The organism is Rhodopseudomonas palustris, from assembly GCF_013415845.1.
GTDB lineage: Bacteria > Pseudomonadota > Alphaproteobacteria > Rhizobiales > Xanthobacteraceae > Rhodopseudomonas > Rhodopseudomonas palustris_F.
Genome location: NZ_CP058907.1, coordinates 1,943,062 through 1,954,953 on the forward strand (window position 1 = coordinate 1,943,062; position 11,892 = coordinate 1,954,953).

10 protein-coding genes are annotated in these 11,892 nt (G+C 66.7%); 7 read left to right on the forward strand and 3 right to left on the reverse strand.

Going from position 1 to position 11,892, the window contains the following annotated elements:
* Nucleotides 1–21: 21 nt before the first annotated feature.
* The 4 genes from HZF03_RS08910 (at nt 22) to HZF03_RS08925 (ending at nt 6,672) form a co-directional block, all read left to right on the forward strand.
* Nucleotides 22–1,419, forward strand: coding sequence for a CoA transferase (locus HZF03_RS08910; protein ID WP_119018381.1), 1,398 nt, complete (start codon nt 22–24; stop codon nt 1,417–1,419).
* Nucleotides 1,420–1,637: 218 nt separating this feature from the next.
* Complete coding sequence (locus HZF03_RS08915) at nt 1,638–2,876, forward strand: efflux RND transporter periplasmic adaptor subunit (protein ID WP_011157313.1); 1,239 nt, start codon at nt 1,638–1,640, stop codon at nt 2,874–2,876.
* Between the two features lie 156 nt (nt 2,877–3,032).
* Nucleotides 3,033–6,155 (forward strand): efflux RND transporter permease subunit, encoded by a 3,123-nt coding sequence (locus HZF03_RS08920; RefSeq protein WP_011157314.1) that lies wholly within the window; start codon nt 3,033–3,035, stop codon nt 6,153–6,155.
* A gap of 241 nt (nt 6,156–6,396) precedes the next feature.
* On the forward strand, nt 6,397–6,672 hold the full coding sequence (locus HZF03_RS08925; RefSeq protein ID WP_234803289.1) for a hypothetical protein: 276 nt from the start codon (nt 6,397–6,399) through the stop codon (nt 6,670–6,672).
* A 95-nt stretch (nt 6,673–6,767) separates the two neighbouring features.
* Here HZF03_RS08925 and HZF03_RS08930 read toward each other — a convergent pair whose 3' ends face one another.
* From HZF03_RS08930 to HZF03_RS08940, 3 genes are all read right to left on the reverse strand, one after another.
* The gene (locus tag HZF03_RS08930; RefSeq protein ID WP_119018382.1) at nt 6,768–8,186 is read right to left on the reverse strand and encodes a TolC family outer membrane protein; all 1,419 of its coding nucleotides are present in this window, start codon (nt 8,184–8,186) and stop codon (nt 6,768–6,770) included.
* A gap of 198 nt (nt 8,187–8,384) precedes the next feature.
* Nucleotides 8,385–9,164 carry an enoyl-CoA hydratase gene (locus HZF03_RS08935; protein WP_011157317.1) on the reverse strand — a complete coding sequence of 260 codons (780 nt, stop codon included), beginning with the start codon at nt 9,162–9,164 and terminating at the stop codon, nt 8,385–8,387.
* 85 nt (nt 9,165–9,249) lie between these two features.
* A complete protein-coding gene (locus tag HZF03_RS08940) occupies nt 9,250–9,987 on the reverse strand; it encodes a hypothetical protein (protein ID WP_119018383.1) in 738 nt (245 codons plus the stop codon).
* Between the two features lie 254 nt (nt 9,988–10,241).
* Here HZF03_RS08940 and HZF03_RS08945 point away from each other — a divergent pair, with 254 nt between their 5' ends.
* From HZF03_RS08945 to HZF03_RS08955, 3 genes are all read left to right on the forward strand, one after another.
* Nucleotides 10,242–10,787: a sigma-70 family RNA polymerase sigma factor gene (locus HZF03_RS08945; RefSeq protein ID WP_012495365.1), complete on the forward strand. Its 546-nt coding sequence runs from the start codon at nt 10,242–10,244 to the stop codon at nt 10,785–10,787.
* A 2-nt stretch (nt 10,788–10,789) separates the two neighbouring features.
* On the forward strand, nt 10,790–11,428 hold the full coding sequence (locus tag HZF03_RS08950; RefSeq protein ID WP_119018384.1) for an NrsF family protein: 639 nt from the start codon (nt 10,790–10,792) through the stop codon (nt 11,426–11,428).
* Nucleotides 11,429–11,544: 116 nt separating this feature from the next.
* Entirely contained in the window at nt 11,545–11,886 is a 342-nt protein-coding gene (locus tag HZF03_RS08955; protein WP_234832227.1) for a DUF2946 family protein, read from the forward strand.
* Nucleotides 11,887–11,892 lie beyond the last annotated feature (6 nt).

Below are 11,892 nucleotides of genomic sequence, written 5' to 3' on the forward strand. Positions count from 1 at the left end.
TGGGAGCTGGGAGGAAGGCGTATGCAATCTCCCCGTGATCTGCTTGCTGATCTCTGGACCTCCGTCGGCGCTGATGCTGCCGCGCTGAATCGCGTGACACTCACCGGCGACGAGCCGCAGCTACCGTCGTCGTTTCGCGTCGACGCCGCGGCGCAGGTGGCGATTGCGGCGAGCGGGCTGGCGGCAGCCGAGATCTGGGCGATGCGGTGCGGGCAGGCGCAGGACGTCAGCGTCGACATCCACCACGCCGCGATCGAGTGCCGCTCCGAGCGCTACTTGCGCAGGAACGACGAACCGCCGCCGCCCGCTTGGGATCCGCTCGCGGGCGTGTATCAGGTGAAGGGCGGCCGATACGTCCGGCTGCACACCAACTTTCCGCATCACCGCGACGCCGTCTGCCGGGTGCTCGGCTGTGAGCCGGTTCGCGACGCGGTGCAGGCAGCGCTGCTGCAGTGGGAGGGCGAAGCGTTCGAGACCGCCGCCTATGCGGCCGGCGGTGTGGTGGCGCTGATGCGGTCGCGCGAGGAATGGCAGGCGCTGCCGCAGGCTGCCGCGCTCGATGCGTTGCCGCTCGTCGAAATCACCAAAATCGGCGAGGGGGCGCCGAAGCCGTGGCCGGAAGGCAGCCGACCGCTCGTGGGCCTGCGCGTGCTGGATCTGTCGCGAGTGATCGCCGGCCCGGTCGCCGGCCGGACACTGGCGGCGCATGGCGCCGACGTGATGCTGGTGTCGAGCCCCCGGTTGCCGTCGATCCCCTGGCTGGTGATCGACACCGGTCGTGGCAAGCTGTCGAGCTTCGCCGACCTGACCACGCCGGAGGGCCACGCCGCGCTGCGCGAGCTGCTCACCGAAGCGGACATCTTCAGCCAGGGCTATCGCCCGCGCTCGCTCGCCGCGCTCGGTTTCTCGCCCGAAGAGGCGGCCGCGATCAATCCCGGCATCGTTTACGTCTCGCTGTCCGCCTATGGACGCTCGGGTCCGTGGGCGGAGCGGCGCGGCTTCGACTCCCTGGTGCAATGCGCCACCGGCTTCAACCATGCCGAAGGGCAGGCGGCCGGCGTCGCCGGGCCGAAGGAATTGCCGATGCAGATCCTCGATCATGCGACCGGCTACTTGATGGCGTTCGGGGCGATGATCGCCAAGGCCCGCCAGGCGCGCGAGGGCGGCAGCTGGCACGTCCAGGTGTCGCTGGCCCGCACCGGCAAATGGCTGTGGGAGATGGGGCGGCTGCCGCACGGTCTCGCCACGCCGGAGATCGGCCAGGAAGCGGCGGCGCCGTATCTCGAGCGCGCCCAATCCGGCTTCGGGACGCTGGAGGCGGTCCGGCATTCTGCGATTCTCAGCGCCACGCCGGCCGCCTGGGTCCGCCCGGCGGTGCCGCTGGGGACCGACCCGGCGGCCTGGCCGGCCCGCGGTTAAGGCATCCGGGAGCCGGTTCCACTGGTTAATGTGCCGTTCAGGATGGAATTCGTAAGGCTGCGTGTCGAGGCGCGCGTCTCGGTCGGCGGCTGACGCGCTGGTGTCATCATTCGCTGCTAAGCGCATTTTTGCCGTTTTCACTTTGCGCTGGCCACGATTCGGGCATTATCAGCCGTCAGGGAGGCAACGCGGCGATCAAGCCGGAGCTCAGGCAGGGCATGCGCGAACATTTTCTTCGAAATCTGCGTCTTCGGCGCACCTGGTGGATCGCGGCTGCGTGCGTTGCGGCCGGCGTTGCTGTGGGCGGTTACGAGCTGGCAAAGTTCGAGCAACCCGGTCGTGGCCACACCGATATTTCCAGCCAGTCGCGCCGCAGTGCCGACCGCTACACCCCGACTCCGGCAGAATGGGCCAGCCTGACGATCGAGCCGGTCAGTGACCGCAGCTTCCGCGCCGAGCACGTCACCGAAGGCAAGATCGCGATCGACGAAGACCGCGCCACCCCGGTGTTCTCGCCCTATGCGGGCCGCGTGACCAAGCTGCTGGCGCGCCCCGGTGACCACGTCACCAAGGGTCAGCCGCTGTTCTCGATCGAAGCGCCGGACACCGTCCAGGCCCAGAACGATTTCATCACCGCCTCGACCGCGCTCAACAAGGCGAAGTCGCAGCTCGATCTGGCGCAGCTTCAGGACAAACGGGCCCGCGATCTGTTCGAAGGCAAGGCGGTGCCGCTGAAGGACTATCAGCAGGCCCAGGCCACGCTGATCACCGCGCAGAACGATTTCCAGTCGGCCACCACAGCGCTCGAGGCCGCGCGGAACAGGCTGCGTATTCTCGGCCTGAGCGAGTCCGCGATCTCTGCCTTCCAGAACAAAGGCAATATCAATCCCGAGACCACCATCGTGGCGCCGATCGCGGGCACCGTGGTTCAGCGCAAGGTCGGTCCGGGCCAATATGTCAACGCCGGCTCCAGCGATCCCGTCTACATGATCGGCGATCTGTCGACGGTGTGGCTGACCGCCTTCGTCCGCGAAAGCGAAGCCGCCGATGTTGCTGAAGGCCAGGACATCAGCTTCAAGGTGTTGGCGCTGCCGGGCCGCACGCTGACGGGCCGAATCGACTACGTCTCCGCGGCGATTGACCCGACCACCCGCCGGCTGACGGTGCGCGCCACCATCGACAATCCTGGCGGGCTGCTGAAGCCGGAGATGTTCGCCAACGTCACGATCTACTCGCCGTCGGATCATCCGGCCGTCGGCGTGCCACGCCAGGCGCTCATCTACGAAGGTGACCAGGTCCGCGTCTGGGTCGCGCATGACGACCGCTCGATCGAGCTGCGCACGGTGAAGCCGGGCCTGTCGGCCGGCGATCTGGTCGAAGTCACCGGCAACCTGCGTCCGGGCGAAAAGGTCATCACCCGGGGCAGCCTGTTCATTGATCGGGCTGCCACCGGGTAACTCTGGTCTCCACACGACCGTCGCCGCGCGGTCCCGCCGCCCGGCGCTCCCGCCTTCAGCTCGCGGGCGCCTTGTTCTTCTGAACGGCCCGCGGCATGACATAACCGCCGGACCAGCGCCTCACAGCCTCCGCCTGCCCTGAAAGGTCCGATCCGCATGGGTCGCCTCGTCGAACTCGCGGTCAACCGCCGTTTCCTGATGCTCGCGCTGTTCTTGCTGGTGCTGGCGGGCGGTGTCGCCGCGTTCGAACATCTCAATATCGAAGCCTATCCTGATCCCACGCCGCCGATGGTCGACATCGTCACCCAGAGCCCCGGGCTCTCGGCGGAGGAGATCGAGCGCTACATCACGATCCCAATCGAGACCCAGGTCGCCGGCATCAAGAACCTGAAGACGATCCGGACGATCTCGCTGTACGGCCTGTCGGACGTCAAACTGCAGTTCTCGTTCGACTACACTTATCAGCAGGCGCTGCAGCAGGTGCTCAATCGGCTGTCGCAGCTGCCGCCGCTGCCGGGCAACGTCCAGCCCGGTATCTCGCCGCTCAGCCCGATCGGCGAGATCTTCCGCTATCGGCTCGTCGGCCCGCCCGGCTACAGCGTGCTTGATCTGAAGACGCTGCAGGACTGGGTGCTGCAACGTCGCTTCCGGGCCATTCCCGGTGTGATTGACGTCACCGGCTGGGGCGGCAAGACCAAGACTTACGAGGTCCAGGTCGATTTCAACAAGCTGATCGCCTATGGCCTGACGCTGCCGCAGGTGCTGCAGGCGGTCTCCAACTCCAACATCAATGTCGGCGGCAACACTGTCGACATTGGCGCGCAATCCGCGGTGGTCCGCGGCGTCGGTCTGATCCGTTCCCTCGACGATCTCGCCAACACCATGGTGGTGTCGAACAACGGCAATCCGGTGCTGGTCAAAGACGTCGCCAAGGTCAGCGTCGCTGAAAAGCCGCGGCTCGGCATCGCCGGCATCAACAACGACGACGATATCGTTCAGGGTATCGTGCTGATGCGCCGCGGCGAGCAGAGCTCGCCGACGATCGCGCGGGTGGAGCAGGCGGTGACGAAGATCAACGCCTCGGGCGTGCTGCCGCCGGGCGTACGGATCGAGCGGATCTACGACCGCAAGGATCTGATCGACACCACCACCCACACCGTGCTGCACAACATGGTGGTGGGCATCCTGCTGATCGTGCTGCTGCAATGGATCTTCCTGGGCGACCTGCGCAGCGCGCTGATCGTCGGAGCGACGATTCCCTTCGCGCTGTTCTTTGCGGTGATAATCCTGGTGTTACGCGGGGAGTCCGCCAATCTGTTGTCGGTCGGCGCGATCGACTTCGGGTTGATCGTCGACGCCACCGTGATCATGGTCGAAGCGATCTTCAGACGACTCTCGCACACCACCGTGTTGTCGCCCGAAGAGCGCAGCCAGATCTCCGCCGACACCATCATGGGGATGAAGAAGCACGCGATCCGCTCCGCCGCGGCGGATGTGTCGCGTTCGATCTTCTTCGCCGCGGCGATCATCATCGCGGCATTCCTGCCGTTGTTCACGCTGTCCGGCGTCGAGGGCAACATCTTCGGGCCGATGGCGCGGACCTACGCCTACGCGCTCGCCGGAGGCCTGCTGGCGACCTTCACGGTGACGCCTGCGCTCAGCGCCATCATCCTGCCGCACCATGTCCAGGAAACTGAGACCTGGCTGATGCGGATGCTGCACAAGGTCTACACGCCGTGGCTCGGCTGGGCGGTGAAGAACCGGCCCGTGGTGATGGCAGGCGCGGCCGGTCTGGTGCTGACCACCGTGATTGCCACTCGTTTCCTCGGCCTCGAATTCCTCCCGAAGCTGGAAGAGGGCAACCTTTGGATCCGCGCGACGCTGCCGCCGACGATCTCGCTCACCGAAGGCAACGGCTACGTCAACGACATGCGCAAGCTGATCGCCGGTTTCCCGGAGGTCGAGTCGGTAGTGTCGCAGCATGGCCGTCCCGACGACGGCACCGACGCCGCCGGCTTCTTCAACGCCGAGTTCTTCGCGCCGCTGAAGCCTGCCTCGCAATGGCCCGGCAGCCACGACAAGGACGAACTGACCGCGCGGATGCTGAAGCAGCTGCAGGCGAAATTCCCCGGCGTCGAGTTCAACTTCTCGCAGTATCTGCAGGACAACGTCTCCGAAGCGGTGTCCGGCGTGAAGGGCGAGAATTCGATCAAGCTGTACGGCAACGATCTGCAGGCGCTCACCGACACCGCCAACAAGATCAAGGCGGTGCTGTCGACGGTGCAGGGCGTGCAGGACCTCGCGGTGTTCACCTCGCTCGGCCAGCCGACCATCCAGATCGACGTCAACCGCGCCCGTGCGGCGCGCTACGGGCTGACGCCGGGCGACATCAACGCCACCATCAAGGTGGCGATCGGCGGCGACAGCGCCGGCGACCTGTACGAGCCGGGCAGCGACCGGCATTTCCCGATCATCGTCCGTCTGGCGCCGGAGTATCGCAAGAGCGCCGAAGCGATCCACAATTTGCGGATCGGCGTTCAGGGGCCGAACGGCATCACCCAGATCCCGCTCAGCGAACTCGCCGACATCCAGCTGGTGTCCGGCGCCGCCTACATCTATCGCGAGGACCAGGAGCGCTATCTGCCGATCAAGTTCTCGGTGCGCGAGCGAGATCTCGGCAGCGCGATCCGTGAGGCCCAGGAAAAGGTCAATGCCCAGGTGCAGTTGCCGCCGGGCTCGCGAATGGAGTGGGTCGGCGAATTCGGCAATCTGCAGGACGCGATCAAGCGGTTGTCGATCGTGGTCCCGATCAGTCTGGCGCTGATCGGCGCGCTGCTGTTTTTCAACTTCGGCTCGCTGACCGACACGCTGTTGGCGATGAGCGTGATCCCGATGGCGATCTTCGGCGGCGTGATGGGCCTCCTGGTCAGCGGCATCCCGTTCAGCGTGTCGGCAGCGATCGGCTTCATCGCTCTGTTCGGTATTGCGGTGATGGACGGCATCATCATCCTGTCGCAGTACAATCAGCTGATCGATCAGGGGCTCGACCGGCTGCGCGCGGTTGTCCGCACCGGCGAGCTGCAGCTGCGACCGGTGCTGATGACCTGCGTGATCGCCGGCGTCGGCCTACTGCCGGCGGCGATGTCGACCGGAATCGGCTCGCAGGTGCAGAAGCCGCTGGCGATCGTGGTGGTCACCGGCATGATGCTGGCGCCGGGGGTGATTCTCATCACGCTGCCGGTTCTGATCTCGTACTTCTCCCGGCGGCGCGCCAACTAATCGCTCCGCCGGCCATTCGCACCCCCTCGTAGTAACGCGAGTAGGAGTTGTCCGGGTGTGGCGAGATCGTGTTGAAAATACGCAACAACTGCGCTGTTACCGTGTGACGTCCCGATGACAGAGCTGTCGCGGCGATACACCGCAGCGACCTCTTGACCTGAGTCAAGGAGGGCACGCGAAGCCATGGCAACATTCAACCATGGCTAAGCTCTTGGTTTACCGATGCCCGCAGAATGGTCTGATGACTCAGACCTGGCTTGCCGACGAGGTGGTCGGCGGGGATCGGCCGACCTATGAGCCGGTGTTCTGCCTAGCCTGTTCCCAGCAGCATTTCATCAGCCTGGATACCGGCCGCGCGCTCGGCGACACCTCCGCCACCGTGACGGCGACTCACGGCCCGGCCTTTCCGCCGCGCGAGGAGCGCTTCGCCCAGCGCGCCGCGCTGCAGCAGGAGCCCACCGGCTTCGGCTCGCCGGACATGGACCCGTTCCACGGCAATCAGTTCAAGGCATATTGAAGCGCAGCGGAGGGTTGCGCTTTAGCGCGTGACTGGATCTTCGATCCTGAAAGGCTTGCGGAACTCAGGCGCAATCTTCCGCCTGCAATCCGATGTCACTGCCCCGACGGGGTGCGCAGCCCGTGCCAGGCGTCGCGGACCTGGTGATAGTGCACGTCCGGCAGATAGTCCGGCGTGTTGAGGCCGAGGGACTGGACGTCGAGGCGGCCGATCGCGCTGAGCAGGGTGTAGGACGCGACCACACGGTCGCGCTGCGCGCCGATCAGGCGGGCTTTGGCCTGGATCAGATCCTGCTGGGAGTTCAGCACATCGACGGTGGTGCGCTGGCCACCCTGGGCTTCGCGGCTGACGCCCTGCAGCGCAATTTCGGCAGCGCGCACTTCGGACTCCGCGGCGCTCACCGCGATCTTGGCGCCTTCGTTCGAAACCCAGGCGCCGATTGTGGCAGTGCGGGTCTGGTTGCGCACCAGATCGAGAACCGAGCGGCTCTGCGCCGCAAGTTCTTTCGATTGCCGGGTCTGCGACGCCGCGGTGCCGCCGTCATAGATCGGCGCGTTGATCTGGCCGATCACCGATGCCTGGTCGGTGCCGTAGGTGCCGAGGGTGGAGTCGGTCTGGCTGGCGCGGCTGGCGCTGCCCTGCAACGTCACGGTGGGCAGCAGCGCGCCTTCGGCGACCTTGATGGTGGTTGTGGCGACGTCGACGTCGTAGCCCGCGGCCAGCACCGCGGGATTGCCCTTCGCCGCCTGCGCGATCGCGTCTTCGCGGCTCTTCGGCAGCAGCCGGTCGACCGGCGTGGCATTGTTCAGCGTGCCCGGCGGACTGCCGATCACCGCTGCGTAGGTGGCTTGGCTGATCGCGAGGTTCACTTCCGCCGCGTTGAGGTCGGCGCGTCCGCGGTTGAGCCGCGCTTCGGCCTGCGCGGTGTCGGTCGGGGTGACGTCGCCGGCGTTCAGGCGCTTCTTGGTGATGTCGAGCGTCTGGCTGAGGAAATCGACGTTAGCCTTCTGCGCCGCCACCAAGGCCTGGTTGGCGAGCACGTTGGTATAAGCGGTCACCGCGTCGAGCAGCACGCCCTGGCCGACGTTGCGCAGCGCCTCGCGGCCCGACTTCACCTGTAGCTCGGCGACCCGCACGCTGTTGGCAGTGCGGAAGCCGTTGAACAGCGTCTGCGTGACGGTGACGCCGATCGTCCACGGGCGCAGCGTGTCGCCCTGGTAGGTATTGGTGGGGAGCAGGTTGCGCACCTGCTGCAGGCCGGCACCAAGTGTCGCCAGAAGCTGCGGCCGATAGCCGGCGAGCGCTTGCGGCACGTTTTCATCAGTCGCGCGCTGGCGGGCGCGTTCGGCGGTGAGCTGCGGATTTGATTGGTAAGCCTTGACCAGCGCGTCGGATAGTCCTTCGGCCGATACCGGTCCGGCCGCTGCGACGCCGATCGCCGTCGCGACCCCCAGGGTCAACGCCGAGCGATGAGCGCGATACGCGCTGCCAACGAGTCTCGTCCACCAAACCATGCGGTCCCGCGCCCTCCTGGACATCCGCCCCGCGATGCCTGCGCGTTTGTAGAACGCAGTGCAACGCGAGGCAATCGACCGGGCCCGAGAGCCGTTGTTGCCGCGCGGGGGTGTTGTGATGCGGCAACGCTGCGACGATGGGGCGCGCGGTATTGTGCACGCTTTCCGACGCAGCGGCCGCGATCTGTCAGCGTGTTGTCAGCGGTTCTGGTTGTTCGGCTTGCGCTTTTCGATGAACGCCGCCATGCCCTCGGCGCGATCTTCCAGCGCGAAGGTCGATCGGAACAGGTCGCGCTCGACGGCGAGACCTTCCGCGAGCGTGGTTTCCAGCGCACGGTTCACCGCGCTTTTGGCCATCGCTGCGGTGGGGCGCGACATCGTTGCAATCTTTTCGGCGGCGCCGAGCGCTTCTTCCATCAGCTTGTCGGCCGGCACGATGCGGCTGACCAGGCCCGAGCGCTCGGCTTCCTGCGCGTCCATCATCCGTCCGGTGAGGCACAGGTCCATCGCCTTGTACTTGCCGATAGCGCGGGTGAGACGCTGGGTGCCGCCGATGCCCGGAATGGTGCCCAGCGTGATTTCCGGTTGACCGAACTTGGCGGTGTCGGCGGCGATAATGATGTCGCACATCATTGCCAATTCGCAGCCGCCGCCGAGCGCGTAGCCGGCGACCGCGGCGACGGTCGGCTTGCGGCAGCGCGCGAGCCGGTCACCGCCGATCGAAGTGAAGTCCTCGTTGAACATGTCGATGAAGCCCTTCGGCTGCATCTCCTTGATGTCGGCGCCGGCGGCGAACGCCTTCTCGCTGCCGGTGATCAGGATGCATCCGATCGCATCGTCAGCCTCGAGATCCTCGACCGCCGCGCCGATCTCACGAAACACGCCGAACGACAGCGCATTCAGCATCTTCGGGCGGTTGAGCTTGATGATGCCGACCGCGTTTTGACGCTCGACGATGATGAATTCGAATGTGCTCATGATGCATGTCCCCGGAAGGCCGACCGCGGCCGCGGGCAATCTGCCCGCTGCCGCCAGCGGCTTCAAGGGGTGGGCGCGGACGCCCTCAGGCCATGAACATCCGCGCCGCGGAGGCGAGGGTGAGGAGGCCGCCGGCCGCGATGAAGATCTTGCCGATCAGTGACGCCTTGTCCCACGCATCGTCATCGTGCGCGGTAGCTTTGGCCTGCGTCTCGGCTTGCGGCTGCGGGGTGGCTGCGGTCTCGGTGGCAGCGGGCTGCTGCGGCTGCATCTGGGCCTGAAGCTGCGGTGCATCGGTCGCGGCGCGGTCGAGATCGTTGACCTGGTCGGCGGCAATGACGGCGGGCTTGGTCGCGCCAGCCGCGGGGGCCGGCGCTGCCGCCTGGCTGGCGTCTGCGGACGGGGTCGGCTGGGCCTGAGCGGCCTCGGCCGGCGTCGCCTGCGCATTGGCGTTGGCGATCGAGGCGGGCAGGGCACCGCTGGCGTCGGCGAGCGGCTTCGGTTCGGTCTGGGCGTCGGCGGTGCGGCCTTCCTCGACCGGGGATTTGACCACCGACTTGGCCTCGGACTGCTTGGCCTCGGACGGATTGGCGTCAGATGGCTTGGTATCGGACGGCTTGGCTTGGGCCTGCTTGGCCTTGGCCGGCTTGGCGTGGTGCTTCACGGCCTTTTTCTTCGGCGCCGGTTTGGCGGCGCTTCCGCTGTCGCTTGCGGCGGCCTGCGGCGCCGCAAAGCTCGGTGTCGCGGGTGCAACGCACCACAAGCCCACCGTCAATCCTGCTGCAATGATCAGAGCCGAGCGCCCGCTGGCTTTGATGTCCATGACATTCTCCCCATTTGCCAGCCCGTGACCAGAAACCGCGGGGTGGTGGCGTCAGCGGGGCCAAACCATGAGGAAACATTGCCGATCCGCGGCAACATCTGGGCAGTGGCGCGAATTGGCTGCGGATCGCGGTTCGGTGCTATGGCAACAGTCGGCGCGCGGTCTTTGTTGCTGGGGTGCCTCACGACTCCGTGATCGCCCCGATCGGACGTAACGAACCGCGGTCAGGGCCGAACTGTTGGACGGGAGCGTGCGTGCGCGGACGTGACGACGAATGGACCGACCTGATGCGGTCAGCCAATGCCGGCGACAGCATCGCGTATCGGCGCCTGCTCGAGAGTGTCACCCCGGTGCTGCGCGCAGGTGCGCGGCGCGGTCTCGCCCGCGCCGGACAGCCTGTCGATCAGGCCGAGGACATCGTGCAGGACATTCTTCTTGCGGTGCATCTGAAGCGGCAAACCTGGGATCCCGGCGCGCCGTTCGCGCCGTGGCTGTTCGCGATCGCTCGCAACAAGCTGATCGATACGCTGCGGCGCCGCGGCCGCCGGGTGTTCGTCGATATCGACGACTTCGCCGACACGCTGGCGAGCGAACCGGCACCGGAGACATTGCCCGCCAGCGAAGTGACGCGGCACCTCGAAGGATTGCCGCCGCGGCAGCGCGACGTGCTGCAATCGATCGCCGTCGACAGCGCCTCGATCAAGGACACCGCGGCGAAACTGTCGATGAGCGAGGGCGCGGTGCGGGTGGCGCTGCATCGCGGCCTGTCGGCGCTCGCCGCCAAATTGAGAACGGTGTGACCATGGAAACCGATCGCCTGATCCAAGCGCTCGCCGCCGACGGCGCCCGCCGTGACCGCCCAGTTGGGCAGGTGCTGGCTGCTGCGCTGCTGGTGGCGTTGCCGGTGTCGGCGGCCTTGCTGCTGACGACGCTCGGCCTGCGCCCCGACCTGCACCAGGCGATGCGCAATCCGTTCTTCGATCTGAAATTCGTGGTGACGCTGGCACTGTCGCTATCGGCGATCATCGTCGCGCTGCATCTGTCGCGCCCCGAGGCGACGGCGAAAGGCTGGCGCCTGTTGCTGCTCGCACCGCTGGCGATCCTCGGCCTCGCGATCGGTGTCGAAGCGATGCTGCCGCATCGCACCTCGGCGATGACGCGGCTGCTCGGCCACAACTCGCTGCTGTGTCTTGGCTCGATTCCGGCATTGTCGCTGCCGATTCTCGGCGCTGCGTTGCTCGGGCTGCGCCGCGGTGCGCCGTCGCGCCCGGCGCTCGCGGGCGCGCTCGCTGGCATGCTGTCGGCGGGGCTCGCCGGCACGCTGTATGCCGCGCATTGCGTCGACGATTCCCCGCTGTTCGTTGCCACTTGGTACACGCTGGCGACCGCGATGGTTGCCGGCCTCGGCGCCCTGCTAGGGCGGCGGGTGTTGCGTTACTGAGACACCTCCGGCACGCTACTGATCGCGAATGAATTTGACTCGCTTCGCCCCTGTGGTAGCAAAACACCAAGGGGCGCAGAATGGGCGGGTTTTCACGACGGCGGGCGAGGGCATTGGTGGCGGCTTGGATCGCCGCCTACGCGCTCGTGCTCAATGTCATTCTCGCCAGCACGCTGCTCGCGGGACAATCCCCGGTCCAGCTTGTCACCGGGCACGAGTTCTGCCTCGCTGCCGCAGATGGCGCTCCGGGTGACTCCGGCCAGCCGGCCAAGGCGGTCCCGATCCGCTGTCCGCTGTGCCTCGGCCAGCATGTCAGCGCGACCCCGCCGCCGCTGTCGCCGGCGCTCGCGATCCGGATCGCCTTCAGTATCCGTTACGAAGTCCCGCCCGCGACGCCGTTCGTCGCGCTGCGGCCGTCTCCTGCTCATCAGCCCCGTGGCCCGCCGGCTCTGACCTGACGATCG